Origin of the sequence: Pseudomonas sp. AL03 (genome assembly GCF_029960815.1) — a bacterium.
Classification (GTDB): Bacteria; Pseudomonadota; Gammaproteobacteria; order Pseudomonadales; family Pseudomonadaceae; genus Aquipseudomonas.
In genome coordinates this window covers 371,779-398,600 of sequence record NZ_JASBRE010000002.1, presented here as the reverse complement: position 1 = coordinate 398,600, position 26,822 = coordinate 371,779, and the positions used below count along the sequence as shown (strand labels likewise).

Genomic DNA, 26,822 nt, shown 5'->3' with positions numbered 1-26,822 from the left:
ATATTGACCGGAACGCCTATTCCGGTCAATACGGCAAAATGGCCAGTCATAAGCCGCGTGACTTTGATTTCTCTGGCTTTGAGCCGATTCAAACAAACGTTTGTATTGGACGCTAGGAGTGGTGTAGATATAATGCGCCACCTTAGAGAGAAAGGTGGCTCATCGATTGTCCTCTTCCTGCATTGCGCAGGAATTCATGGATGCGACACCAAACCTCCAATTAGAAAAAACTGTTGAGCCTTGAGTAGGAGATAACCTGTGGAACGCGAATACATGGAATTCGACGTGGTCATCGTCGGTGCCGGCCCCGCGGGTCTTTCCGCCGCCTGCCGGTTGAAGCAGAAGGCCGCCGAAGCCGGTAAGGAAATCAGCGTCTGCGTGGTCGAAAAAGGCTCCGAAGTCGGTGCTCACATTCTCTCCGGCGCGATCTTCGAACCCCGCGCCCTGAACGAATTGTTCCCGGACTGGAAAGAACTTGGCGCCCCGCTGAACACGCCGGTCACCCGCGATGACATCTTCGTTCTCAAGAACGCTGACAGCGCGCAGAAGATTCCTGACTTCTTTGTGCCCAAGACCATGCACAACGAAGGCAACTACATCATCTCTCTGGGCAACCTGTGCCGCTGGCTGGCCCAGCAGGCCGAGAACCTCGGCGTAGAAATCTACCCGGGGTTCGCCGCCCAGGAAGCGCTGTTCGATGAGAACGGCGTGGTTCGCGGGATCATCACGGGCGATCTGGGCGTTGACCGCGAAGGTCATCCGAAAGAAGGCCTGTACACCCCGGGCATGGAACTGCGTGGCAAGTACACGCTGTTCGCCGAAGGTTGCCGCGGCCATATCGGCAAGCAGCTGATCAAGCACTTCAACCTCGACAGCGAGGCCGACGCCCAGCACTACGGCATCGGCCTGAAAGAAATCTGGGAAATCGATCCGACCAAACACCAACCAGGCTTGGTCGTCCACACCGCCGGCTGGCCGCTGGAGATCATGGGCACCGAAAACACCGGCGGCTCGTTCCTCTATCACCTGGAAAACAACCAGGTCGTAGTGGGTCTGATCGTCGACCTGTCCTACAGCAACACTTACTTGTCGCCGTTCGACGAGTTCCAGCGCCTCAAGCATCACCCGGTGCTCAAGCAGTACCTGGAAGGCGGCAAGCGCATCAGCTACGGTGCTCGCGCCATCTGCAAGGGCGGCCTGAACTCGCTGCCGAAAATGGTCTTCAAGGGCGGCGCGCTGATCGGTTGCGACCTCGGCACCCTGAACTTCGCCAAGATCAAAGGCAGCCACACCGCGATGAAGTCCGGCATGCTCGCCGCTGAATCCGTGGCCGAGGCGTTGTTCGCCGAGAAGGACGGCACCGAAGAGCTGACCACCTACGTCGACGCGTTCAAGAAGAGCTGGCTCTACGACGAACTGTTCGCCAGCCGCAACTTCGGCCCGGCGATCCACAAGTTCGGCGCCATCGTCGGCGGCGGTTTCAACTGGCTCGACCAGAACATCTTCGGCGGAAAACTGCCGTTCACCTTGCACGACAACAAGCCGGATTACGCTTGCCTGAAACTCGCGGCCGACTGCAAGAAGATCGACTACCCGAAACCGGACGGCAAGATCAGCTTCGACAAACTCAGCTCGGTGTTCATCTCGGGTACCAACCATGAAGAAGAACAGCCGTGCCACCTGAAGCTGACCGACCCGAGCATCCCGATCGCCAAGAACCTGCCGCTGTACGATGAGCCTGCCCAGCGTTACTGCCCGGCCGGCGTGTACGAAGTGGTGACCAAGGAAGACGGCGAGAAGCGCTTCCAGATCAACGCCCAGAACTGCGTTCACTGCAAGACCTGTGACATCAAGGACCCTGCACAGAACATCACTTGGGTGGCGCCGGAAGGCTCTGGTGGCCCGACTTACCCGAACATGTAAGTCGAATGCCTGAACATCAAGGCTCCCGAACGGGGGCCTTTTTGTTGTCCGTCAGGCAGCGCGCTCATCGCCCGGATTACGCTCGAAGTAGCGCTTGTACTCGCGACTGAACTGCGACGTACTTTGATACCCGACCCGATGCGCCACCTGTGCCACGCCCAAACCTTCGGCAAGCAACAACTGCTGCGCCTTGAGCAAGCGCAAGCGCTTCAAGTACTGCACTGGCGACAACAACGTGCTGCGTTTGAAATGCTCATGAAAGGTCGACGCACTCATGTTCGCGCAACTGGCCAGGGTTTCGACGTTCAGCGGCTCGGTGTAATGCGCATGCAGATGGCTGAGCGACGCCGCGATCCGGGCGAACTGCCCCTGCTGTTCGACCAGCGCCCGCAGCACATCGGCTTGCGGCCCACGCAAGGCGACGAACAACAACTCGCGCAATCGCGCCTGCCCCATAACCTGGCATTCCAGCGGATCGTGCAGGCAACGCAGCAGCCGTTCAACACAACCACGCATCGCATCGTCGAGCACCGCCGAGGTCATGGACTCTGGCGTTTGCGCCGGAATACTACGCCCCGGCGCCAGCCCCATGGCCAAGACCAACTCACCGAGCAACACCCGGTCAATGGCGATGGAAACGCCCAGCATCGGCCCATCCGGCGCCGAAAACGTCTCGCATTCGAACGGCACCGGCAATGCCTGAATCAAATAATGCCCGGCGCCGTACTCCAGCGTACGCGGCCCCAGATACGCCAACTTGCTGCCCTGGGCGATGATGACCAGACTCGGCTCGTAGATCTGCGGGCCGCGAGCCACATCACAACTGGCCCGCAAAACCTGAACACCCGGCAACGCCGTGGGCGCGAAACCATCGCGATTAGTCAAAGGTTGAATCAGCGAAACCAGCGTGGCATTGGCATCGAGATGTCGGGTCAACAACATGAGAGCTCTTCACAAAAAAAGTCGCGGAAAAAGGGATGAAAGCATCATCGCAGGTCTGATCGCCAATGCGACCCATTGAAGGCTGATGCCGGAGGATTAGGCATGACACCCGGAGGAATCGCCATGGCCGGTGACAGGTGCGGCGCCCAGAATGTGCCACCTCACCTGTCACAGCTTTTGCGAGGTTCATCATGTACACCGCCATCGGATACGCCGCCCAGTCGGCCACCACTCCCCTCGCCCCCGTGAAATTCGAGCGCCGCAGCCCACGGGCCGACGACGTCGCGATCGATATTCTCTACTGCGGCGTCTGCCATTCCGACATCCACCAGGCACGCAACGAGTGGGGCATTGCCGTTTACCCGCTGATGCCTGGCCACGAGATCGTAGGCAAAGTTACCGCCGTCGGTGCGAACGTCACCCAGCACAAAGTCGGCGATCTGGTCGGCGTCGGCTGTATGGTTGATTCCTGCCGCAGCTGCGAAGCCTGCCAATCGGACCTCGAGCAATACTGCCTCGAAGGTCCGACCATGACCTACGCCACCCCAGACCGCGTCGATGGCAGCAACACCATGGGCGGCTATTCCGACAGCATCGTGGTCAGCGAACACTTCGTCGTGCGCATCCCGGAAAAACTCGACCTGGCCAGCGCCGCGCCGATCCTCTGCGCCGGTATCACCACCTACTCGCCGCTCAAGCACTACGGCGTGAAAGCGGGCGACAAGGTCGGGATTCTCGGCATGGGCGGCCTCGGCCACATGGGCATCAAGTTCGCCAAGGCGATGGGCGCCGAAGTCACGCTGTTCACTCGCTCGGCGAGCAAGGCTGAAGAAGGTCGTCGCCAAGGTGCGGACCACGTGATCGTGTCCACCGATGCCGAACAGATGAAGGCCGCGGCAGGACATTTCGACTTCCTGCTGGACACCATTCCGGTGCAGCACGACCTCAACCCCTACCTCGATACGCTGCGTTTCGACGGCGTGCACATTCTGGTCGGGCTGATCGAACCGGTCGATCCACCGGTCCACGCCGGCAAACTGGTGATGAGCCGTCGCGTATTGGCCGGCTCGCTGATCGGCGGCATCGCAGAAACCCAGGAAGTGCTGGATTTCTGCGCCGAACACAACATCACCTGCGACATCGAAATGCTCGACATCCGCCAGATCAACGAGGCTTACGCCCGCATGATTGCAGGTGATGTGAAGTACCGTTTCGTGATCGATATGGCGACACTGAAGGTCTGATCAGACCCTAGCGCCAAGCTCCGCCGACAGCCGGGCTGTGACCCCTTTGATCAGGGGAATCAGCTCGGCCATTTTCTCCAGCGGCATATACGGCACGGTGCTGGCGATGCTGATGCCGGCGACGATGCGTTTGCTGGCATCGCGGATCGGCGCCGCCACGCAGCGGATCGACGGTTCATTGTCTTCCAGATCGAAGGCATAACCGCCCGCCACATACTCGACCATGCGCTGCTGAAACTGCTCCCAGGACTGCTCCGGGTGTTGCGGCCAGAACTGATTTTTCCCACCCGCCGGCAAACTGACTTCGTACAACCGCTGCCATTCTTCCCGCGTGTCATCGAGCATCAATGCCTTGCCGATCCCGGTACGCGCCAACGGCATGCGATGGCCGACCCGCGAACGCATTTCCGGGCCATTGCGCCCCGGATTCTTGTGCAGGTACAGCACCTCGTCGCCTTCACGAATCGCCAAATGAATGGTGTCGCCCGTCAACGCCGACAACTCATCCAGATACGGCCCAGCAAGGGTCACCAGCGGCAGCTCTTCGCGCGCCTGGAAACCCAGTTCGATCAGTTTCGGCCCCAACAGATAACCGACTTGCGGCACCACACGCAGGTAACGCTCGTCCACCAGGCAACTGGCCAGACGATGGGTGGTGCTGCGTGTGGTGCCGATCAGCCGAGCGATTTCCTTGAGATCGCGGGCACCACTGGCCACGGCCTGAACCACACCCAAACCACGAAGCAGTGTCTGGGTGCCGGTCGGTGCGGCGTCCTTGGCGATTTTTGGGGCGTCTTCCTGCATATCCAGCCTTTACCGTTGAGCGAGTGAACGGGCGGCATTATGGTCGCCCGACGGCTGCGACTACAACTTGATACGCTCGACCTTGCCTACCAGCAAGATGTAGGAAAGCGCACCAATCAACGCCAGAACCGAGATGTAGGTGATCGCCGGGGCAAACGAATCACCGGTGGCGAGGAAACCGATGACGATCGGCGTGGTAATCGCCGACAGATTGCCGATGAAGTTGAACACTCCGCCGGTCAATCCCAGCAATCGCGCCGGGGCCAACGTTGAAACCAGCGACCAGGTGATCGAAGCCAGCCCGTTACCGAAGAACGCCAACGCGAGGAAGGCAATCACCAGCGGTGTCGACTCGACGAAGTTGGCGCCGATGATCGAGGTGGAAATCAGCAGGCCGCCAATGATTGGCAACTTGCGAGCGAACCCCACGGTGTAACCGCGGCGGATCAGCCAGTCGGAAAAAAACCCCGAACACAGCACACCGACGAAGGCGGCGAGAAACGGCAGCGACGCCAATAGGCCGGACTTGATGAAGTCCATGCCGCGATATTTCACCAGGTAGGTCGGGAACCACGTCAGAAAAAACCACAACGTCGAGTTGAGGCAAAACTGGCCGAGGTAAATACCCCACAATTTGCGTTTGGTCAGCACGATGCCGAGGTCGATCCAGCTGAATTTGGCTTTGACTTTGGCGTGTTCAGCCTGGATATCCACCAACCCGCCGCCCTCGCGGATCAGGTCGATTTCGGCGTCATTAGCACCTTTGAAATCCCGTGGCTCGCGGTACACCGCGTACCAGATTACCGCCCAGAGAATGCCCACCGCACCGGTGCTGACAAACACCATGTGCCAACCATAGTGATGCTGCAGCCAAGCCAATACAGGGGTCAGGAACGCCAGACCGACGAATTGCCCGGACGTGTAAAAACCGATAGCTGTGGCACGCTCGCGTTCGGGAAACCAGGTGGTGACCACACGGCTGTTGATCGGGTATGCCGGTGCTTCCAGTGCGCCGACCGCCATACGCAACACGAACAGTGCGATGAAGCTGGCCGCGAAGCCGAGCATCACCGTGGCGATCGACCATAACAGCAGCGCGACGCTGTAAAGAATCCGCGGCGGGACGCGATCCACCAGCCAGCCGCCGGGGATTTGCATGGCGGCGTAAGTCCAGCCGAATGCGGAGAAAATCAGACCGACATGAATCGGATCGATGCCCAGTTCGCTGGTCAACGCCGGAGCGGCGATGGACAGGTTGCTGCGGTCCAGGTAGTTGATCACCACGGTGATAAACAACAGGACCATGATGAAAAAACGCTTGCGGCTGGGCGTCACCAACGTCGCCTGCCCAGTGAGGGTTTGCGGTTGCATGGGGAGTGCCTCTTCTTATGTTTATTGAGGGCGTGATCGTTCCCACGCGGAGCGTGGGAACGATCACCGCAGTGGGGTCAGACAGAACTCACCACTCGGCAAAGCTGCCATCGGCATGGCGCCAGATCGGGTTGCGCCAGCGGTGGCCGACGGCCGCGCGTTCGATGACGTATTCCTCGTTGATCTCGATCCCCAGTCCCGGGCCGTTGGGGATTTTCACGAAGCCTTTTTCGTAGTCGAACACCCGTGGATCCTTGACGTAATCCAGCAGGTCGTTGCTTTCGTTGTAATGGATGCCCAGGCTCTGTTCCTGGATGAACGCGTTGTAGCAAACCGCATCCAGTTGCAGGCACGCCGCCAATGCAATCGGGCCCAGCGGGCAATGCAGCGCCAGCGCCACGTCATAGGCTTCGGCCATGTTGGCGATTTTGCGGGTTTCGGTGATGCCGCCAGCGTGCGACGCATCTGGCTGAATGATGTCGACATAACCTTCGCTGAGCACACGTTTGAAATCCCAGCGCGAGAACAGCCGCTCGCCGAGGGCAATCGGAGTGCTGGTCAGCGGCGCCAGTTCCTTCAGCGCTTCGTAGTTCTCACTGAGCACCGGCTCTTCGATGAACATCAGTTTGTACGGATCGAGTTCCTTCATCAGCACCTTGGCCATGGGTTTGTGCACCCGGCCATGGAAGTCCACGCCGATGCCGACGTTCGGGCCGACCGCGTCACGCACGGCGGCGACGTTGGCCAGGGCCAGGTCGACTTTCTCGAAGGAATCGAGGAACTGCAGCTCTTCGGTGCCGTTCATTTTCACGGCAGTGAAACCACGCTCGACGGCTTCTTTCGCGGCGCGAGCGGTGTCCGCCGGGCGGTCACCGCCGATCCACGAGTAGACGCGAATCTTGTCTCGCACCTGACCACCGAGCAGGTCGCTGACCGACACACCCAGCGCCTTGCCCTTGATGTCCCATAAGGCCTGATCGATACCGGCCAGCGCGCTCATGTGGATCGCGCCGCCACGGTAGAAGCCGCCACGGTAAAGCACGGTCCAGATGTCTTCGATGTTGCGTGGGTCTTTGCCGATCAGGTAGTCGGACAATTCTTCAACGGCGGCGGCAACCGTGTGCGCGCGGCCTTCGACCACGGGTTCGCCCCAGCCGGTCACGCCCTCGTCGGTTTCGATCTTGAGGAAGCACCAGCGCGGCGGAACGATGAAGGTGGTCAGTTGGGTGATTTTCATCTTTTGCTCTCTTTTTATAAGTGCAGCTCTTATAGATGTAGCGCTCGCAGCGCCAAAAAAGTCTTAGCGAAGGGCTTTCCAGGCAGCTACGTAGGCCTTGGCGTTTACGGCCACTTCCTCAGGCGTCATGCCCGGTTTGAACAATCCGGAACCCAGTCCGAACCCTTTGACGCCAGCGTCGATAAACACCTGCATGTTGTCCGGCGTGATCCCGCCGACCGGCGCCAAAATGGTTCCGGCCGGCAGCACCGCAAGCCAGGCTTTGACGACTGCCGGGCTCAGCTGCTCGGCCGGGAACATCTTCAGCACGTCCGCCCCTTCGGCCAACGCGGCGAAGGCCTCAGTCGGCGTCGCCACACCCGGCGACAGGAACAATCCCGCCGCTTTCGCTGCGCGCAACACCTTGGCATCGCCGTGAGGCATGACGATCACTTGGCCCCCCGCTGCTTTCACTTGCTCGACCTGTTCCGGCGTCAACACCGTGCCCGCGCCGATCAGGCAATCGGCGGGCAACGTACTGCGCAGGATGCGGATACTTTCGTACGGTTCAGGGGAATTAAGCGGCACTTCGATGACGCGAAATCCGGCGGCGTAAAGGACTTCGCCGATGGCTGCCGCTTCTTGCGGGCGCAGGCCACGCAGGATCGCGATCAGACCGTTTTGCGCCAGTGCTTGCTTGAGCATGTCAGACCTCCAGTCAGGTTTAACGGGATGAATGTGGTGTGATCAGTCCGGCGGCACCCGCCAACTGCCACAAGCCGCGCTCGGTGGCGTGTTCGGCCAGGGTCACCCGGGCAAAACCGCAGGCGTCGAGGGCCCGTCTGTAGCGGGCACAGAGTTGGGCATTACCGATGAGGATGATCGAAGGCAGATGAACGCTGTTGCGTCGGCGGCGCTGAACACTCGCCAACGCTAACAGTTCATGGCCGATCAACAGACCCGACAAGTAATCCGGTTGAGCGGTGGCGCTGAGTTCGCCAGTCAACCCGAGGCTGCGGGCACTGAACACTGTCGACAACGGCCCGATCTCGCCCTCCGCCGACAGGGCCACCTGCACACCACGATCAAACGCTTGGCCATCGAAGGATGCGCCCTTTTGCTGGGTACGCCCCAAAATGCTGTATTCGCTGAGCACGGCGAAGAGTTCGCCGGTCATGAAGGTATCGAAATGCACGATGCAGCCGTTGGCCACTTCCACCCATTTCGAGTGACTGCCCGGCAGGCCGATCAACAGATCGTTGCCCGCCTCGCCCGGCAAAGTGTGCAGAACGCCAAGCACCTGGGTTTCTTCGCCACGCATCACGTTCGGCAGGCACGAACGCTGAATCACGCCCGGCACGATGTGCACATCAACACCGCGAAGACTGCGAACCGTTTGTAGGGAAGTTCCGAGATTGGCGACGTTCGCCGGCGTATCGCAGTAAGCCACTTCTCGCCAGCCTTGTGCGCTGCCGACCATGCCGCAAGCAATCACCGGCAAATCGGGTTGCGCATCGAGCCAGTCACCGCAGGCCTCATCGAAGGCCAGCTCAAAACCGTCGGTACATGCCTGACCCGCAATCATTCTCAGCGTTCTGGGCAGCTGCATGATGCCCGACGACAGCGAACGCTGTTCGAGCACCTGGCCACCGGCGGCGAGTTTGTAAGCACGTAATGAGGTTGTCCCCCAATCGAGCGCGATCAATTGCGCCAGCATCGATTCACCTGTTTTGTTTATTGGCAGTGAGTGAGCTGGACTATAAACCCGGACACGCAAAAATCTCAATATATAAATATCTATCCCATATAGTGGGAGGAAAACAAAAAAAGATCGCAGCTTTCGGCGACACCTACAAATCGAGGTAGAAGTTGCCGAAGACTGCGATCTTTAAAGGATGTCGCGTGCGATCAATTGCCCTCGGCAAACTCCCGCAACACCGCCCCATCCATGCGATACCGAACCCACTCTTCCTGCGGCTGCGCGCCCAACGACTTGTAGAACTCGATCGCCGGTTTGTTCCAGTCCAGCACGCTCCACTCAAATCGACCGCAATCATTGGCGCAGGCGATTTTTGCCAGATGGCGCAACAAGGTTTTGCCGGCACCGCCGCCGCGTTGTTCGGGGGTGATGTAGAGGTCTTCGAGGTACAGGCAGTTGCTGCCCAGCCACGTGGAATAACTGAAGAAGAACACCGCGAAGCCGATCGGCGAGCCGTCGCGCAGGCAGATCAGGCCGTGGGCGGTGGCGCCTTCGCTGAACAGGCTGCGCTCGATGTCGGCGACGCTGGCAATGACTTCGTGGCGGGCACGTTCGTAATCGGCCAGTTCGGTGATGAACCCGAGGATTTGCGGTGCATCGCTCGGGGTCGCCGGGCGGATCTCGATCGTCATGGACGTGCCTTCGTCAAAAGTGGAGAACGCCATACTAAGGCGGCGAGCGGCGCTCGTCACACTGGAAATTCAAAGCTGATCCATGGAGCATGTGTAGCCGCTGGCGAAGCCTGCGGCTGCAGGGCTATGTCGCTGCAAAAGACGTTTTCACTTAACAGGATGTTTATGAACACTGATGCTTTCGCGCCACTGCAACTCCTCGCTAAGCAACTGCTACCCCACGCGCTGGAACCCTCAGAGGACGGTGCTCATGATCTGTCGCACTTGCAGCGTGTCTGGCACAACGTGCGAACAGTCCATGCTGAAGAAGGTGGCGATCTTGAAGTGCTGCTCGCGACGGTGCTTTTGCACGATTGCGTGGCGGTAGAGAAGAACTCGCCGCTGCGTTCTCAGGCGTCGCGGCTGGCCGCCGAGAAGGCATCGATAGTGTTGGCGGACATGGCGTGGCCAGGCGCAAAAATCAGCGCTGTTGCCCATGCCATCGAAGCGCACAGTTTTTCCGCCAACATCGCGCCGACCACGCTCGAAGCCAAAATCATGCAGGACGCCGACCGCCTCGACTCCCTTGGCATGCTCGGTGTCGCGCGAACCTTTTACATCGCCGGACGTATGGGTAGCGCTTTGTACGATCCACAGGATCCTGAAGCGAAGGAGCGGGAATACGATGACAAACGTTTTTGCCTCGACCACTTCCAGACCAAACTGCTGCACCTGGCGGACCGATTCCAGACGACCACCGGCCAGCGTCTGGCGCAGATTCGCCACGAACGGTTGAAGGGATTCATGGTGTTGTTCAAGGAAGAAATCGGCGCCTGCTGAAGGCTTTACTCCGGCCAGCGCTAACCCTGAAATCGATAACCTCAGACCTAACATCGATGCCTTGCGTGATAGACAGATGAAGCTCTCTTCTATCGGGTCAAGGAACCGCGTCATGTCTAGCGCAACACCCCCAGTCTCCAGCAGGTTGTTCGGCCTGTTTTGCCTCGCCAGCTATTTGCTGTCGCTGTCCTACGGCTCGACATTTTTGTTGTCGCTGTTGATCGGTTCCCGCGGCGGCAACGAGCACGATGCCGGCAGTGTGATTTCGGCAGCGATGCTCAGCACCTTTGTCGCGGTCATCGTCTCCGGACACTTGTCCGATCTACTCGGCGCCGCTCGATCAATTGCCCTGTTCGGCGTCTTGCTGGTGGCCGCCAGCCTGGGCTTCGCCCTGACACCAGGTCTCGGCAATCTGCTGTTGTTTTTCGGACTCTTGCTGGGGCTGGGTTGGGGCGTGTTCTACACCTTGGGGCCGATCATCGTGGCGAGTCTGGTAACGCCTGCCCAGCGTGCAAAATACTTTGCGCTGCTGTCGGGCAGCATGATGACCGGGATCGGCAGCGGTCCATTGCTGGGTCGCGCCGCGAGCGCCCTCGGGTATCCGATCACCGCGGCGTTTTACCTGGCGGCGCTGGCCAGCCTGTTGGGCGTGTTGCTGTTCTGGCGGTTGGATTCGCAGCTCAAGAAGGCGCCCGCCTACTCGGCAGCGGTGTCACGGATTTCATGGCGGGCAGCGGCGCAAGTGCTGTCGTCCAAAGCGGTGTTCCCGATCATCATGGTGGGCCTCGGTGGTTGCGTGTTCGGCGGTTTGTCGAGTTTTCAAACCAGCTACGCGGCGGCGCGTTCACTCGACTATTCATTGTTCTTCCTCGGCTTCATGAGCGCAGCGATCAGCAGCCGAATGCTGATCGCCAGCTTCGTGGTCAAGCGCGACCCATTCTGGGCGTCCTGCCTGCTGTCGGGCTTGATGGTGGGCTCGATCCTGATGTTCGGTTTCGTCGTCGACGACAGGTTCAGCTATGTGTTGGCGGCAGTGATGCTCGGGGTCGGTTACGGGCTGACCTATTCGGTGATCAACGGCCTGGCGGCCAACGAGGCGCCAAACGGCACCACCGCGCAATCCTTGCTGCTGTTCAGCCTGTCCTACTTCATCGGCGTGTTCGGCTTTCCGCTGCTGGCCGGGAAAATCATCGTCGAACAAGGGATGTCGACGCTGCTGCTCACGGTGCTGGCAGTGGCCTTGCTGAACTGGCTGATCAGAGTCGGCCGGCTGGTCTGGCGCCGCGCCTGTACCAGCAAAGCCTTGCAGCAGGCCTAGACCGTTCGTCGTTCATCAGGCACCAATCCAAATCGGGGGCGGACCAACATCAGGTAAGGACTCTAATTAAATGGAGGCGACACCGGCGTCGGCTCGAAAACTACCACCGGTGGCTCGGGTTCAGAAGGCGGTGCCAGCCAATAGTTCGCCGACGCGAGCGACCTATCCACATCCAGGAAGAGGTAACCATGAACGTCGATAAAAACCTTGAGAAAGAAATCCTGACCCGTCTGCTGCATGCCCATCCAAGCGGCTTGGGCAAAGAGGTCCTGGACAATTACCGGGGGGAAAAAGTCGTGGCCAGCACCCTCGCCACGCTGCAGGATCGCGGGCTGATTCAACATGGGCATGTGACCTGTAACGAGGCGGGTGAGCATTCGTTGAGTTTGCCGATCAAACTCAGTTCCGCAGGGGTTGAAGCGGCGCGCAAGCTGGACGTTTAACAAGACGAATCAGGTCGCAGTCGTGCGCGGCTGCGACCGTTTGACAGACGCGAATCTTATGACCCCATCGCGATCAGGCACCGAAAGTCTGGCTAATTAACGCATCCACCTCGACAATCCCCGGCGAAGTCGCCGGCCCCCAACGAGTGACCGCCAACGCCGCCGCCGCATTAGCCCGCCGCGCCGCCTCACCCGCCGATAATCCTTGCGCCAGCCCGGCCACAAATACCCCGGCATGCGCATCCCCCGCGCCATTGCTGTCTACCGCCTCAACCTTGAAACCCGGCACATGCTGGCGATCTCCACGCTGGCTGATCCAGCACCCTTGAGGGCCGTCACGAACCACCATCAAGACGTCGGCTGGCAGATGATCGGCCAACCGGTTCAAGGCCTCGGCAATGTCCGACGTACCGGTAAACTTCATCGCCTCGACGCTATTGCTGGTCCACAAATCAATGCGCGCCAGCAAGGCTTGCATCAACGGCTCATCCGGCGAATCCACCAGCGGACCCGGATCGAACACCACGTTGATCGCTCTCGGTAAATCCAAAATCCAATCCACCAGCGCCTGGGCTTTGCCGCCCTGCAACAGGCTGTAGCCGCTGACGTAGACAAAGTCACCCGCCTCGGCCGGCACGCTCGCCAAGTCCTCGGCGGTCAACTCACCCTCGGCACCGATGTAGGAAATGAAACTGCGCTCGGCTGACGCTTCGGTGACCGCGACGCACACTCCCGTATCCCGCTCGGCGCGGTGAGTGATGCCGATCCGAATGCCTTCAGCGTTCATCGCTTCGCGGGCCAGGTCGCCGAAACGTCCGGTGCCATGACGGCCGAGGTAAACCACCGGCAAGCCATTGCGCTGGGCGGCAGCCATCACATTGAAGCCGCCGCCAGCCTCGAAACTGGCGGACTGCGCCAGCACATCGCCGCCCGAATGAGGCAGTTTATCCACGGCCATGACCAGGTCGATCATGACCTGGCCGGTGTGCAGCAATCTAGGCATGAGCGTTCTCGGTCATCGCGCCACGACGATCCTTGGCCCCGCCGAGTACCCAATAAATCCCGCCGGCCACCAGGAACGTCACGATCCAGCCGAGGCCGTTATGGCCCAGCCAGGAGTCGGACAGGAAGCCGCGGAACCAGACGGTTTGTTCGGTCGTGCCGATGGTGGTGAAGCTGAAGCCCAATACGATCGCCACCGCCCACGCACCGAAGGCGCGCCACTCAATACCGCCGTTGTACCAGTAAGCGCTGCTCGGGCTGACGTCCAGCAGGTCTTTGGGGCTGTAGTAATGCCGGTGAATCAGGTCGACGACGAAGATCCCGACCCATGCCGTGATCGGCACCGCCAGTAGCGAAATGAAGGTAATGAACGGGCCGTAGAAACTGTCGGCGATCAGCATGAAATAAATCGAACCGGCGAAGATCGCGACGATATCCACCACCACCGCGTAGACGCGTTTGACCTTCAGGCCGAGGGTCAATGTGGTCAAACCGGCGGAGTACACCGAGAGGTTGTTCGACAGCAACAACCCACCGAACGCGGTGATCAGGTACGGCACGGCCATCCAGGTCGGCAGCATGTCGCGGATCGCAATGATCGGGTCAGTGGCGGAGGCCAAGTCATTGTTACCCACCGACAGCAGGCCGCCGAGGGTGATCAGCAGCACCAGCGGAATCCCCGCACCGAACGCTGCCGAAGCCACCAGGCGCACGGCTTTGACGCTACGATGCTGATAGCGCGACATGTCGGCACCGGCGTTGGCCCAACCGATCCCGGTGCCAGCGGCCATGGTGCCAACGCCGATGATCATCGCGCTCAACGGCGCGGGCGTTGCGTTAAACACCGCGCTCCAGTCGATGGTGGCGCAGAGGAAGCCGCCCACCAGCAGGTTCAGCCCACCGAACACGTAAGTCGCCCACTTCTGAATCACCAGCAACGTGGCGTGACCGAGGCCAGAGACCGACAACGTCAGCAACACGAAAATCGCGATGAACACCAGGGTCAGCAGCGGCGCGCTTTTGGCTTCTACCGGCGAGCCGAACAGAATCGAGCACAGCGACAGCAACACGAAGGCTGCGGTTGTGGTGTTAACGGTTTCCCAGCCCAGACGCGACATCAACGAAACCAGGGTCGGCCCGATGTTGCCGCGTACACCGAAGATCGCTCGCGACAACGTCAGGCTCGGTGCGCGACCACGGCGACCGGCAATGGAGATGATCCCGACCACCGCGAAGGAACCGGCGGCACCCAGGATCGCGACGATGATCGCCTGCCAGATCGCCAAGCCGCGAAAGGCTACAAGGGTCGCGCCCAGCGGCAGGCCGAGGATGGAGATGTTGGCGGCAAACCAGACCCAGAACAGTTGCAGCGGATGACCGTTGCACTCCGCTTCCGGCACGGGCTCGATGCCACGGGTTTCCAGTTGCCCGGCGCTTTGCCCGGCGTTCGATGAACTCATGTGAAAATGCTCCTGTTGCCTTTGTTGTGGTTGTGGGCAATGACGGAAAGGCTCAGGGCTTGATGGCGTCAGTCCAGCAAGCGCAAAGCTAAAAGCCCCTGCACCAACGGTTCCAGCTCCAGATCGTTGACGGTTTTGACCTGTTCGATCATCGCCACCGGCCAACTCTCAAGGCCCAGACAAGCCCCAAGCATCGCCCCAAGAATCGCCGCGATGGTGTCAGTGTCGCCGCCAAGGCTTGCGGCCATGCACAGCGCTTCGAAAGCGTTCATTTCACCAATGGCCACTTGCTGGGCCAGGGCAAACGAGACCACCACCGATTCCTGCGAAGCCACCGAAGTGCCGATCACGTCGTACATCAAATCCGCCAGCAATGCCTTGTCGCTGTCGACACTGAGGGTCCGCGCCCAGCTGATGCGCGAGGCGATGCGTCCGCCAGCCACCCAGTAACCGTGGCTTTCAGCTTGCTGAGCGATTTGCTGGCCGAGGTTCAACGCCTCGCCCAGGTCCATGCCGTTGATACCGGCCGAGACCACCGCCGCCACTGCCGCCGCGCTGGAAATGCCCAACGTGGTGTTGTGGGTGACCTGGCAAGCCTGCACGACAGCGTTGATGAAACGCTCCGGATCGGCGACGTCCGCCGCGAGCCCCACCGGCGTGATGCGCATCGCCGCGCCATTGGTGGTGCCGTAGCGCCCCGCTTCTTCCGGCGAGTGGCCGGCGAGGATCATCTCGATGGCACGCTTGGTCGAAGGGCCGAGCAAATCCTGGGAACCTTTGGCCTGCATCGCGGTTTCCCATTCGATCAGCCGCTGGGCGAGCATCGCCGGTTCGATCCGGCCCTCGCCTTCAACCAACAATTGGCCGACCAGAATCGCCTGTTCGGTGTCATCGGTGATCGAGCCTTTGGGCATGTTGGCTGCGATCGGTTGATCCGGGCCAGCGTCTTCCAGGCCAGTGATTTCGCCGAAGCGCACCTTGATCTCGGCGCGACTCAGGGATTGGGTCGGCATGCCCAGCGCATCGCCCAGGGCCAGTCCGTAGAACGCACCCAAGGCACGGTTGAGCGCGGTCATTGCGAGGTTCCAAATTGCAGGTGCAGGCGAAAGTGCACCGGGTCGAGCCAGCTTTCGACCTGCTCCATGAATCTGTTTTTCCGGTCGTAGGTGGTGCGCAAGGCCTTGAGGAAAACCGTGCCTGCCGGACGGCCGAGCAGTTCGGCGTCTTCGGCGTTCAAGGGTTCGGCGCCGATCCATTGATCGCCGCGCTCGCCAATGTAGCCATAGGCGGCCAGGGTGATGGTCAGGGAATCATCGATCAAGCCGACCCGCGGCAGGCTTTCCAGGCCTCCGGTGGCGGGCATCAACGAGCGTTCGAGGGAGACCAGCTTGCCTTCGTTGGAACGGCGGCGACGGTCGAGGGTGATGAATTGGTCAGTGCCGAAACGCGGCAACAGGTCCGGACGGGTGACCGCCTCCAACCGCAGCACTTCGGTGTTGATCAGCGCCCCGCTGTCGGCCAGGGCCTGGGCCCAGCCGCTGCGCTGATCAAGCACCACACCGTCGAAGGTGACGATGGAGCCCACCCCGCTTTGCGTCGCGATGTAGTTGCGCCGTTTCAACTCGGCGAGGGCTTCGCGCAGCGTGCCGCGGCTGACTTTGAATTCTTGAGCCAATTGATGCTCGCCCGGCAGCAGAAAGCCGTCCTCCATGAGGCCGCTTTCGATGCGCCGGATGAGTTCGTCGACCACCCGTTGTTTCTTGTCAAATCGTACCTGTCTAATCATGTACAGAGTGATAACCGAAACGGGGTTGGGCGAGCAAGGAATATTTCAGGGAGGTGACGGGTGAACTTACGCTGATCGTTCCCACGCAGAGGGTGGGAACGATCAGTTAGCGGGGGGTTTAGCGTTGTTTTAACCGGTCAATGACGACAGCCAGCAATAGGATCGAACCGCGAATCACATACTGGTAAAACGTATCGATGTTCTTCAGGTTCATCGCATTCTCAATGATCGCCAGAATCAGCACCCCGGCAATCACATGCCGAATCATGCCGATCCCGCCACTCAACGACACCCCGCCCAACACGCAGGCAGAAATCACCGTCAGCTCAAAACCCTGACCAATCATCGGCTGACCGGACGTCATGCGCGACGCCAGAATCACCCCGGCCAACGCCCCGATCACTCCGTGCACGGCGAAGATGATGATCTTGGTCCGGTCAACGTTCACTCCGGCCAGCAGTGCCGCTTCCTGGTTACCGCCAATGGCCATGGTGTTGCGCCCGTAGGTGGTGTAGTTCAGCAACCAGCCGAAAAACAGGAAGCAAACGATGGTGATCAGAATCGGCACCGGAACACCCAACAACTGGCCGTTACCGAAGACGAAAAACTGCTCTTGCGACACGCCCACCGCTTTGCCATTGGCGAAGATGTAAGCCAGGCCGCGAACGATCTGCATGGTCGCCAGCGTGGTAATCAACGCATTGACCCGCAGCTTGGCGATCACGATCCCGTTAATCAACCCGACGATCAGCCCCATGAACAGCGCCGCAACAACACCGAGAAACACGCTGTCGGTGTCGCGCATCACCACCGCGGCGACCACGCCGGCGCAAGCAATCACCGAACCTACCGACAAGTCGAAGTGCCCGGACGCCAGGCAATACAACATGGTGCAAGCGGCAATCCCCGTCGTGGAGATCGCCAGGCCCAGACCGCGCATGTTCAGCGGCGAAAGGAAGTTGTCGATCAGCAAGGTGCAGAGCACGAAGATCCCGACGGCCGCCAACAGCATCACCCAGTCATCGAGAAAGCGCCGCAGGTCCAGAGGTTTGCGCTGGGTGGGCAAAGCGTTGTTTTGAATGGTCATAGTCACCTCTCAGTTCGCCACGCCGTCAGCGCGTTGGCGCGGCAAAGCCAGTTGCAGCAGGTTGGATTCATTGGCCTGTTCGCGGGAAAGTTCGCCACGCATTGCACCTTCGCAGAGCACCAGGATGCGGTCGGAAATACCCATCACTTCCATCAGGTCGCTGGACACCACAATCACCGCGATGCCACTGGCCGCCAGGTTGTGGATGATCTGGTAAATCTCGGCTTTGGCGCCGATGTCGATACCGCGAGTCGGTTCGTCGAGCAGCAGGACTTTCATCGGCATCGACAGCCAGCGACCGAGAATGGCCTTCTGCTGATTGCCGCCGGACAGGTACATGATTTTCTGCGCCGCGTTGGGCGTCTTCACTTTCAGTGCTTTGATCTGCTTGTCGGCGTTGCCCTTTTCCCACAGGCCACGCAACAGGCAACCGAAGGTGGAATGAGCGCCGCGAGCGCTGATGTTGATGTTCTCGGCGACGCTGGCGAGCGGCAGGATGCCCTCCTTCTTGCGGTCCTCGGGGCACAGCAGAATCCCGGCGGCAATCGCATCGCGGGGTGAACTCAACTTCAGTTCATGACCGCGCAATTCCAGGCGTCCGGCGGTGTTGCGCTCAAGGCCGCTGAGCATCCGGAACAGCTCGGTGCGACCGGCGCCGACCAAACCGAACAACCCGAGAATCTCCCCTTTGTGCACCTCGAAACTCACCGGTTCACGCAAACCCGGCCCCAGCAAACCCTCGACCTTGAGCGCCACCGCGCCACGTTGACGGTGGCGGTAATCGTAGATGTCCTGAATGTCGCGACCGACCATGCAGGTCACCAACTGGTCGTGGGTCAGTTCGCTCATGTCCTCGAAAGTGCGCACAAAGCGGCCGTCCTTGAACACCGTCACCGCGTTGCAGATGCGGAACACTTCTTCCATGCGATGAGAGACGTAAAGCACCACTTTGCCTTCGTCCCGCAGGCGACCGATGATCGCCATCAAACGATCGATTTCCCGTGCCGACAGGCTGCTGGTCGGTTCGTCAAACGCGATTACATGCGCACCACGGGACAAGGCCTTGGCGATTTCCACCAGTTGCCGCTGACCGAGGGACAAGCGCCCTACTTTCTCTTGCGGATCGATTTCATCGGCCAGGCCCTTGAGGCTGGCCAATGCTTGCTGCCGCAGTGCGCCGCGATTGATCAGGCCGAAACTGGCCGGCAGATGACCGAGGAACAGGTTCTCTGCCACGGTCATTTCCGGGACCAAGTGCAGCTCTTGATGGATCACTGCGACGCCACTGCCGATGCTGTCGGCGGTGGACTTGAAGACCATCGTCTGCTCGCCAATCTGCAGGTCGCCGCTGCTCGGGGTGTAAGCACCGCCGAGGATTTTCAGCAGCGTGGATTTGCCGGCGCCGTTCTCGCCCATCAAGGCGTGAACCTGCCCCGGGTGGGCGACGAAGCTGATGCCATCCAGCGCCTTCACCCCGGGAAAGGTCTTGCCGATCCCGTTGAAGCGCAAGCGGCCACTGCCACTAAAAGAACAGCCGCTGTGTTGTTGTATTTTTGTTTGCGCCATAACCACCTCATCACACAGATCAGGCAAGCCTCGTCACCAGGGCCGCCGATGAAATCAACCGCGCCTCAGTTCCAGAGGCCGATCTTTTCCAGTTCCTGCTTGAAGTTCTCGCGAGTGATCAGCGTTACGTCGTCCATCGCGGTGTATTTCGGTGGCTCTTTGCCGGTGGTGACCCACTCGAACATCATGCTCGCGGTGTTGTAGCCCTCGATGTGCGGGCTCGGCAGCATCGAGCCGAAGAAGCCGCTGTTAGCCTTCTTCAATTCGCCGATGGCGTCGGTGCCGTTGATGCCGATGCCGATCACATTGGCCGCGGCAAAACCGGCGCTTTCGGTGGCGCGCACGCCGCCCAGCACGGTGTTGTCGTTCATGCCGCCGATGATCAGGTTTTTCGCGCCGCTGGGCAGTTTCACCAATGCCGAATTGGTGGCGTCCATGCTGCCGGGTACGTCGAGGGTTTTCAGCGCCGAGAACAGAATGTGGTCTTTTGGCAGGCCGGCGTCTTCCAGTGCTTTGGCCGAACCGTCGGTGCGCTTCTTGCCGGTGTCGAGTTCGTTGTAGGTGTTGATCACCGCATAAGTGTCTTTCCAGTCCCAGCCGCGTTTCTTCGCTTCGATGGCCATGGCGTTGCCCTGCTTCTGGCCGACTTCGTACGCTGCCATGCCGAGGTACGGAACGTCTTCCATGAACTTGCCGCTGGCATCGACGAAGCCGTCATCGACGGCGATGACTTTCAAACCGTTGAGCTTGGCCTTGGCCATGATCGCAGGTCCGAGGGAGACGTCTGGCGGGCAGATTACAAAGCCCTTGGCACCGTTGGCGGCGAGGCTGTCGATGGCCGAGAGGGTTTTCTCACCGTCCGGCACGGCGATCTTGATAACAGTGAAGCCCTTCTCTTTACCGGCCTTTTCGGCGAACGCCCACTCGGTCTGGAACCAGGGTTCTTCCGCCTGCTTGACCAGAAAACCGATCTTCACTTCCTCGGCCGCCAGCAACGAACTGCTCAGGCTGACCGCGGTGACCGCCAAAGCGGCACAGCACAGGGAACGGATCCCACGACGACGATTCATAAACTGACTCCTTGTTATTTTTTTGAGCGTTATTTGAAAGCCAATCAAACCGTACAGCTAATAGTCATATCGTATGATGATTGGATTTCAGGCGTAGTTCCGCGCCTGAAACCCGATTAATTCAGTCGTGGTACATGACCGAGCGACCACCGTCGATGGTGATGCACGAGGCATTGATAAACGGCGCCTCATCGCTGGCCAGGAAAACGGCCGTCATCGCGACTTCAATCGGCTGCCCGATGCGACGTGGCGGGTGCAGATCGAAGGCGCGCTGACGCTCGGCATGCGGGTCGGCAAAACCGTTCCAGTAATCGACGTTCAGTTGGGTTTCGATGTAGCCCGGCGCGATGGCGTTGACGCGAATGCCCTTCGGCGCATATTCGATGCCCAGGGCTCGGGTCAGGCCGAGCAAGCCATGTTTGGCCACCGGGTACGGGAAGCAGCCGGGAATGATGTGAGTGGAATGGGTCGAAGCGATGTTGATGATGCTGCCGATGCCTTGCTCGATCATCTGCGGTAGCACCGCTTTGCAGCCGTACCAGGCGCCGTCCAGGTCGATGGCGAAGCAACGGCGCCAGTCTTCCTCGGTCATTTCCAGCGGATCACGGAACACATTGACCCCAGCGCAATTGACCAGCACGTCGATCCGACCGTGAAGCTCGATCGCCAGTGTGGCCATGGCGTGCAGGTCCTGCTGCCTGGACACATCGGCCTTGATCGCCTGAACATCAAAGCCTTTGTCCCGCCAGTGGGCCGCGAGCTTTTCGACTTTCTCACCCTGGATATCGCTGATGATCAGCTTGGCCTGCTGGGAAGCGAACGTCGCGACAATCGCCTCGCCGATACCCTGAGCCGCACCGGTCAGCAGTACGACCTTGTTTTTCAGTCGCTCACCCTTCGGCGGCTCGGGCACCGGTGGCAAGGAAAGAGGTTCAGCCATGGATCAAGACTCCTTTTCGAAGGCACGACAAAAACCGGGCATCTGTCGAGGTCCGGTCAAAAAGCTTTTTGGAAAATCGCTGCATCACTTCACCTGTTTTGTTTTTTTAAGTGTGAGTGCGTGTCACTGATGGGGCCGACTATAAACCCGACCACCAAATAATCTCAATATATAATTTTACATCCCATATTTTGGGATTCACCCAGCAAAACGAGTACAGGGTTTTCCGGGCACATCGACTCGAATCGACAACAACGCACCGTCCAACGGATGGTTGAGCGGGCTTGCGGCACTGGTGATGTAGAGGGTTTTCAGGTCCTCACCGCCGAACACGCAACTGGTGGGGCGGCTGATCGGCAGTTCGATCACGCGATCAACCTGCCCGTCCGGGGTCAGCCTGAGTAGACAGCTGCCATCCCAGCGAGCGTTCCAGATGTATCGCTCGGCATCCATCGCCGAGCCATCAGGGCCGCCGCGTTCATGGGGCCCAAACCAGACCTGGGCCGGGTCGAGGTTACCGTCGGTGCGGATGAAATACTGGTAGAGCGTGCTGTCGAGGCTGTCGGCGAAATACACGGTGGTTGCGTCTTCGCTCCACAGCAACGTATTAGGGATGCCCAACCCTCGAAGCAACGGCGTGACCCGAGCATCGTGATCGATGCGAAACAAGCCACCGGTACGCCGCACGATGGGCAAGTCTTCGCCCTGCTCGCCGATGTTGTTCTGCAGGGTGCCGAGCCAGAGTCGGCCTTGAGCATCGCAGCGGGCTTCATTGGCGCGATTGCCGGGTTGCGGATCGGCGACGCAAAGCAAGGTCAGTCGTGGTTCCAGGCCGGGGGAATCCAGATCGAGTCGATACACGCCGCTGTTCAACGTCACCAGCGCATCGCCGCTTTCGCAGGGTATGAAGGCAGACACGTGCTCGGGCATCTGCCAGATCTGCACGTTGGCGCCAATCAGCCGCAGCGCCTGTTGACCGGCGATATCAACCCAGTACAGCGCCTGGGTCGGCGCGTCCCAGAACGGGCCTTCGCCCAGTCTCGCCCGGTGTTCGGTAACCGCAGTCCACGTCATGAAACCTCCTGCTTTCTTATTGTTGTCAGCTGGCCTTCTTGTCGGCCATGACTTGCGGGTAGAAGCGCTTGATGGCCAGGTCGGCGTTATCGATCAGGGTCATGCAGGCCCAGACACCCCTCGCGGCATCCCGGGCGGCGATGGCTTCGGCCATGTCTTGGTGAATCGGTAGCGTGCGGCGCAGTTCGTCCGGGTCGGCGGCGGACACCTCGAAAGACACCGCGAGCAGCGCGCCGAGGGCCGGGACCATTTGTTCGATGAATTGATTGTGACTGGCGGCGAGGATGCACTCGTGGAAGAACTGGTCGGCACGGTTGTAATCGACACCGCTGTCCACTGCCCTCGCCAATGCGTTGTAAGCCTGAAGGATGGCTTGAACCTGCTCGACGGTAGCGCGCTCGCACGCCCAGCGTACGGCCATCGGTTCGATGGTGCGGCGCAGGTCGAGCAAATCGTCGACGAAGTTTTCCGGCAAGCCGCTGCGCGAAAGCCAGCCTACGACTTGTGGATCGAAGAGGTTCCAGCGTCGCACCGGCAACACCCGTGTGCCGACCTTTGGCCCGACTTCGAGCATACCTTTGGCGACCAGGGTTTTTATGGCTTCGCGGATAACGGTGCGACTGACACCGAGTTGCTCGCCCAGGTCGGCTTCGACCTTGAGGGTTTCACCCGGCTTGACCTGCCCCGTGGCGATCCAGCAACCCAGCCAATCGACCGTCGACGCATGAAAACTGCTGGACATGGACACCTCGGTGCAGCAACGACACAAAGCCGTTCGCGATGGATGCCCACGCTAATCATCATACGATTGGGTGTCAATTTGAATTTTGCTGTTTGACGGCGTCCAGGCGATCAATTTGAACGAACCCCTATTGTGACCTACGGTTAGCCACGACAGATCAAGCAGTCAATAGCATCTGTACCACTAAAGTCAGCTATCGACAGGTATAAGCATGAACATGGATGCGTCTACGCAATACCCGATTGTTTTAGTCCACGGCCTTTTTGGCTTCGATAAAATTGCCGGCTATCCCTACTTCTTCGAGATCAAGGAAGCTCTGGAACATGCTGGCGCCAAGGTGTTTGCCGTCAATATTCCAGCCGTTAACGGAAACGAGGAGCGCGGTAAAAAACTGCTCGAACACGTCAACCGTATTTTGCAGGAAACGGGAGCCGCCAAGGTCAATCTGATCGGGCACAGCCAAGGTCCACTGGCCGCACGCTACGTAGCGGCGCTGCACCCGGAAAAGGTCGCATCAGTCACTTCCGTCAGCTGCCCCAATCATGGCTCCGAGATTGCCGACCAATTGCATAAGGCGCTGACGCCTGGAGAGTTGCCCGAAGCGCTCGTTTTAGCCCTGTTCAAAGCAGTCGGCACTTTCATTTCGTTGATCAGCGGCCATCCGGAAAACCCTCAGGACGCTCAAGCGGCTTTCGAATCCCTGACCAGCGCAGGATTGGCCGCTTTCAATCTCAAGTACCCGCAAGGGATACCGAAACATTGGGGTGGGGAAGGCAACGAAATTGAAAACGGCGTGTATTACTACTCTTGGAGCGGGATCGTACAAAACTTTCAAAGCCTGCAACCCCTCGATCCGTCCCACTTGAACTGTATCGTGCTGTCGAAGCTATTTTACAAAGAGAAAAACGCCAACGACGGGCTGGTCGGTCAATACAGTTCGCACCTGGGGAAAGTGATTCGCTCGGATTACCCGATGGACCATTTTGACGCAGTCAATCAGATAGCAGGGGTCGACAGCTGGAATGTGAACCCGGTCAAGCTCTACCTTGACCATGCCGCTCGGCTCAAGAGCAAGGGTTTGTAAGCCCAATGACAGCGGCCCGCTTAATAGCGGGCCGTTTTCCAGAACACAGCAACTCAGCGAGTTAAGGCTCAAGCCCGATGGGGAAGAACTCGCCACCACTCCACACGCCTAACCAGCGCTGCCCGTCGATCTCACGGGTCACGGCCAATTCCACCAGTTGGTAAAACACGTTGCGGTGGATCAAGGCTTCTAGGTTGGTGCGCACATGCACGTAGGGGGCGGGCTCCTGCGTTACGGGGTCGATCACCACGCGCATGGGGTGTTCGGTGCCGGCCTCGGCGGTCTCATCGACATTGGTGGTAAAACGCAGGAGTTGGGCTTCACCTTCGCCTTCGACATCCACGGCAATCGCCACGAAGGGCGCATCGTCGACCTTGATGCCAACTTTCTCGACCGGGGTAATGAGGAAGTAATCGTCACCATCGCGGCGAATGATGGTGGAGAACAGCTTGACCATCGGCTTGCGCCCGATCGGCGTGCCCAGGTAATACCAGCTGCCGTCACGGGCGATACGCATGTCGATGTCGCCGCAAAAGTCGGGGTTCCACAGGTGGACTGGCGGCAAGCCTTTGGTTTTGGGGATTTGCCCCAACAGATCGTTGGCTTTTTGCGGGCCACTCATGGCGTTCTCCTTTTGAATTACTGGTCGCTGAGCCCCAGCAGGCTGCGCGCGTATTGTTCCAGCGGCGGGCCCATCAGGTCCTCTGGCTTTTTGTCGTGGAACGTCAGTAAACCGCCACGACTCTTGATGCGTGCAGTATCAATCAAATACTGGGTACTGGTCTCGATCAACATGATCTGAATCACGCCGCTGTCGATACCGAGGCGATCCAGGGCTTCCTGATCGAGCCATTCGTCCGAGTTGCCGATACGGTCGTCGGACCTGGCGAATCGGGTATAGAGCAGGTAATGGGCACCGGCGGCACGGGCCTCGCCCATGGCTTGATCAAGGCCTGCCGGGGCACGGGCGCGGCGGACCATAGGGAAGTATTCGACAAAGCCATCGAAGGCGATTTCGGCTATCACGTTAGGTCGTGGGTAGACAGCACTGCCTGGCGGCACAAAGGCGCCTTGGGCGATATAGACGAATGAATCCGGTTGAATGCGCAGGTTATTCACACGACGGCTGTCGCTATGGTCGAGCAGCCCCGCATCGCTCATGTGGTAGCGAGTCCCTTCAGCCAGATCGCTGACATTCATGCAGCCACCAAGCGCCAAAACGGCCAGCAGCAAAACCAGGCTACGCATCCTACCCTCCAGAGGCCGGTGACGGAAAACCGGCGAATGGCCATGGGATGCAGCTTCCGCGCCAGCTCGGGAGAGGCATGGCTCTTGTAGCAGCTGCCGGAGGCTGCGTTCGGTTCGGGCCGCGTTCGGACGAAGCAGTCGCGAGATCAGGCGATGCGGTGTTCCAGACATATTTTGCTTACAGGATTTACGACTGCTGCGCAGCCGAACGCAGCCTTCGGCAGCTGCTACAGGGATCGTGTTTAGCCGCCGATGATTTTCATCACGGTCGCGCCACCAGAAAATGCCACTTCCTGTTTATCACCCAAGGCTTTCACCAAGAGTCTCTGCAAGGCGGGCAATGCTTGATGACGGGGTTTGTCCAGCAGATCGCCGACATAGTGGCGGTTGCTCGACGACAGGCAGCCATGTAGCCAGCCCGTAGACGACAGACGCAAGCGCGAGCAGGTGCGGCAGAACGGCACGCTTTCGTTGGCGATCACACCGAAGTGGCCTTGCCCTGGGATCTCGTAGCGCACGGCTGTGGCGTCGACTGGCGCATCGGCCTGAAGATACTCGTGGCGCTCACCAATCAGGCTCAGCAACTGCTGAAGGCTCACGAACTGCTGCAGGAAAGCATTGGAGTCGCTGGCCAGGTGGCCCATGCGCATCAGCTCGATGAAGCGAAGCTCATAGCCGCGCTCCAGACAATAATCGAGTAGCGGCATCACTTGATCGAGGTTCTGCCCACGCAGCGGCACCATATTGACCTTGATCTTCAGGCCGGCCGCACTGGCCTGATCCATACCGTCGAGCACCGTCGCCAGATCGCCGCCACGGGCAATGCTGCGAAAAGCGCTGGCATCCAGGGTATCGAGCGAAACGTTAATGCGACGAATGCCAGCGTCCACCAGCAGTGGCAGTTTTTTCGCCAACAGCTGACCGTTGGTAGTCAGGCTGATGTCCGCCAGGCCCATCTGCCCGACGGCGGTCATGAAGGTTTCGAGTTTGGGGCTGACCAGCGGCTCGCCACCGGTAATGCGCAAACGCTCGATGCCTGCGGCCTCGATCAGATAAGCCACGCCACGCGCCATGGCCTCAGCCGACAGCTCATCCTGCGCAGCCACCAAACGCTTGCCGTTGGGCACGCAGTAGGTACAAGCGTAATTGCAGGCTGAAGTCAGACTGATTCGCAAATTGCGAAAACGCCTGCCTTGACGGTCAACGATCATGGATCACTCCGGCGGAAGAATATTCGGACCGCTAAAACTTGACTCACAAATCAAGTTTTAGCAATACCTAAGCCTGAGTAT

The 26,822-nt window shown here is 59.6% G+C and carries 26 protein-coding genes; 6 read left to right on the top strand and 20 right to left on the bottom strand.

Annotated elements, in window-relative coordinates:
- The first annotated feature begins 258 nt into the window (after positions 1-258).
- On the top strand, positions 259-1,923 hold the full coding sequence (locus QK293_RS04010; protein WP_282375744.1) for an electron transfer flavoprotein-ubiquinone oxidoreductase: 1,665 nt from the start codon (positions 259-261) through the stop codon (positions 1,921-1,923).
- 51 nt (positions 1,924-1,974) lie between these two features.
- On the opposite strand, the gene QK293_RS04005 is transcribed toward QK293_RS04010, so the two are convergent.
- Entirely contained in the window at positions 1,975-2,865 is an 891-nt protein-coding gene (locus QK293_RS04005; protein ID WP_282375743.1) for an AraC family transcriptional regulator, read from the bottom strand.
- 191 nt (positions 2,866-3,056) lie between these two features.
- Here QK293_RS04005 and QK293_RS04000 point away from each other — a divergent pair, with 191 nt between their 5' ends.
- The gene (locus tag QK293_RS04000) at positions 3,057-4,109 is read left to right on the top strand and encodes an NAD(P)-dependent alcohol dehydrogenase (RefSeq protein ID WP_282375742.1); all 1,053 of its coding nucleotides are present in this window, start codon (positions 3,057-3,059) and stop codon (positions 4,107-4,109) included.
- Here QK293_RS04000 and QK293_RS03995 read toward each other — a convergent pair whose 3' ends face one another.
- The 6 genes from QK293_RS03995 to QK293_RS03970 all read right to left on the bottom strand — a co-directional run bounded on the left by QK293_RS03995 (position 4,110) and on the right by QK293_RS03970 (position 9,891).
- Positions 4,110-4,913, bottom strand: coding sequence for an IclR family transcriptional regulator (locus QK293_RS03995; protein ID WP_282375741.1), 804 nt, complete (start codon positions 4,911-4,913; stop codon positions 4,110-4,112). It abuts the gene before it with no gap.
- A gap of 60 nt (positions 4,914-4,973) precedes the next feature.
- On the bottom strand, positions 4,974-6,284 hold the full coding sequence (locus tag QK293_RS03990) for an MFS transporter (protein WP_282375740.1): 1,311 nt from the start codon (positions 6,282-6,284) through the stop codon (positions 4,974-4,976).
- 88 nt (positions 6,285-6,372) lie between these two features.
- Positions 6,373-7,521: a galactonate dehydratase gene (gene dgoD, locus QK293_RS03985; RefSeq protein WP_282375739.1), complete on the bottom strand. Its 1,149-nt coding sequence runs from the start codon at positions 7,519-7,521 to the stop codon at positions 6,373-6,375.
- A gap of 63 nt (positions 7,522-7,584) precedes the next feature.
- Positions 7,585-8,205, bottom strand: a complete 621-nt coding sequence (locus QK293_RS03980) for a 2-dehydro-3-deoxy-6-phosphogalactonate aldolase (RefSeq protein ID WP_282375738.1) — start codon at positions 8,203-8,205, stop codon at positions 7,585-7,587.
- A gap of 19 nt (positions 8,206-8,224) precedes the next feature.
- Positions 8,225-9,217 (bottom strand): 2-dehydro-3-deoxygalactonokinase, encoded by a 993-nt coding sequence (locus tag QK293_RS03975; protein ID WP_282375737.1) that lies wholly within the window; start codon positions 9,215-9,217, stop codon positions 8,225-8,227.
- 191 nt (positions 9,218-9,408) lie between these two features.
- Positions 9,409-9,891 carry a GNAT family N-acetyltransferase gene (locus tag QK293_RS03970; protein WP_149417666.1) on the bottom strand — a complete coding sequence of 161 codons (483 nt, stop codon included), beginning with the start codon at positions 9,889-9,891 and terminating at the stop codon, positions 9,409-9,411.
- 165 nt (positions 9,892-10,056) lie between these two features.
- On the opposite strand from QK293_RS03970, the gene QK293_RS03965 reads away from it, so the two are divergent.
- The 3 genes from QK293_RS03965 to QK293_RS03955 all read left to right on the top strand — a co-directional run bounded on the left by QK293_RS03965 (position 10,057) and on the right by QK293_RS03955 (position 12,471).
- Entirely contained in the window at positions 10,057-10,710 is a 654-nt protein-coding gene (locus QK293_RS03965) for an HD domain-containing protein (protein ID WP_282375734.1), read from the top strand.
- Positions 10,711-10,822: 112 nt separating this feature from the next.
- On the top strand, positions 10,823-12,028 hold the full coding sequence (locus QK293_RS03960; protein WP_282375732.1) for an MFS transporter: 1,206 nt from the start codon (positions 10,823-10,825) through the stop codon (positions 12,026-12,028).
- 188 nt (positions 12,029-12,216) lie between these two features.
- Positions 12,217-12,471 carry a hypothetical protein gene (locus QK293_RS03955; protein ID WP_282375731.1) on the top strand — a complete coding sequence of 85 codons (255 nt, stop codon included), beginning with the start codon at positions 12,217-12,219 and terminating at the stop codon, positions 12,469-12,471.
- 73 nt (positions 12,472-12,544) lie between these two features.
- Here the strand turns inward: QK293_RS03955 and QK293_RS03950 are convergent, their stop codons facing one another.
- The 10 genes from QK293_RS03950 to QK293_RS03905 form a co-directional block, all read right to left on the bottom strand.
- Positions 12,545-13,474, bottom strand: a complete 930-nt coding sequence (locus QK293_RS03950) for a PfkB family carbohydrate kinase (protein WP_282375729.1) — start codon at positions 13,472-13,474, stop codon at positions 12,545-12,547.
- Positions 13,467-14,933, bottom strand: a complete 1,467-nt coding sequence (locus tag QK293_RS03945) for a cytosine permease (RefSeq protein ID WP_282375728.1) — start codon at positions 14,931-14,933, stop codon at positions 13,467-13,469. Before QK293_RS03945 ends, QK293_RS03950 begins: the two co-directional genes overlap by 8 nt.
- A 68-nt stretch (positions 14,934-15,001) precedes the next feature.
- Complete coding sequence (locus QK293_RS03940; RefSeq protein ID WP_282375726.1) at positions 15,002-16,009, bottom strand: ADP-ribosylglycohydrolase family protein; 1,008 nt, start codon at positions 16,007-16,009, stop codon at positions 15,002-15,004.
- Positions 16,006-16,719 (bottom strand): GntR family transcriptional regulator, encoded by a 714-nt coding sequence (locus QK293_RS03935; RefSeq protein ID WP_282375725.1) that lies wholly within the window; start codon positions 16,717-16,719, stop codon positions 16,006-16,008. The genes QK293_RS03940 and QK293_RS03935 overlap by 4 nt, the downstream gene beginning before the upstream one ends.
- Before the next feature lie 118 nt (positions 16,720-16,837).
- Positions 16,838-17,806 carry an L-arabinose ABC transporter permease AraH gene (gene araH, locus QK293_RS03930; RefSeq protein WP_111451791.1) on the bottom strand — a complete coding sequence of 323 codons (969 nt, stop codon included), beginning with the start codon at positions 17,804-17,806 and terminating at the stop codon, positions 16,838-16,840.
- Positions 17,807-17,815: 9 nt separating this feature from the next.
- Positions 17,816-19,372: an L-arabinose ABC transporter ATP-binding protein AraG gene (gene araG / locus QK293_RS03925; RefSeq protein ID WP_282375722.1), complete on the bottom strand. Its 1,557-nt coding sequence runs from the start codon at positions 19,370-19,372 to the stop codon at positions 17,816-17,818.
- A 65-nt stretch (positions 19,373-19,437) separates the two neighbouring features.
- Positions 19,438-20,442, bottom strand: coding sequence for a substrate-binding domain-containing protein (locus tag QK293_RS03920; RefSeq protein WP_282375721.1), 1,005 nt, complete (start codon positions 20,440-20,442; stop codon positions 19,438-19,440).
- A 121-nt stretch (positions 20,443-20,563) separates the two neighbouring features.
- Positions 20,564-21,382, bottom strand: coding sequence for an SDR family oxidoreductase (locus QK293_RS03915; protein ID WP_282375720.1), 819 nt, complete (start codon positions 21,380-21,382; stop codon positions 20,564-20,566).
- A gap of 198 nt (positions 21,383-21,580) precedes the next feature.
- Positions 21,581-22,456: an SMP-30/gluconolactonase/LRE family protein gene (locus tag QK293_RS03910; RefSeq protein ID WP_282375719.1), complete on the bottom strand. Its 876-nt coding sequence runs from the start codon at positions 22,454-22,456 to the stop codon at positions 21,581-21,583.
- 25 nt (positions 22,457-22,481) lie between these two features.
- Entirely contained in the window at positions 22,482-23,198 is a 717-nt protein-coding gene (locus QK293_RS03905; RefSeq protein WP_282375718.1) for a FadR/GntR family transcriptional regulator, read from the bottom strand.
- Positions 23,199-23,409: 211 nt separating this feature from the next.
- Between QK293_RS03905 and QK293_RS03900 the strand changes: the two genes are divergently transcribed.
- The gene (locus QK293_RS03900) at positions 23,410-24,282 is read left to right on the top strand and encodes a triacylglycerol lipase (RefSeq protein ID WP_282375717.1); all 873 of its coding nucleotides are present in this window, start codon (positions 23,410-23,412) and stop codon (positions 24,280-24,282) included.
- Between the two features lie 61 nt (positions 24,283-24,343).
- Here the strand turns inward: QK293_RS03900 and QK293_RS03895 are convergent, their stop codons facing one another.
- The 3 genes from QK293_RS03895 to QK293_RS03885 form a co-directional block, all read right to left on the bottom strand.
- Positions 24,344-24,904: a DUF1285 domain-containing protein gene (locus QK293_RS03895; protein WP_282375716.1), complete on the bottom strand. Its 561-nt coding sequence runs from the start codon at positions 24,902-24,904 to the stop codon at positions 24,344-24,346.
- Positions 24,905-24,921: 17 nt separating this feature from the next.
- Positions 24,922-25,530 carry a DUF4823 domain-containing protein gene (locus tag QK293_RS03890; protein WP_282375715.1) on the bottom strand — a complete coding sequence of 203 codons (609 nt, stop codon included), beginning with the start codon at positions 25,528-25,530 and terminating at the stop codon, positions 24,922-24,924.
- 242 nt (positions 25,531-25,772) lie between these two features.
- A complete protein-coding gene (locus QK293_RS03885) occupies positions 25,773-26,741 on the bottom strand; it encodes a radical SAM protein (RefSeq protein ID WP_282375714.1) in 969 nt (322 codons plus the stop codon).
- Between the last annotated feature and the right edge of the window lie 81 nt (positions 26,742-26,822).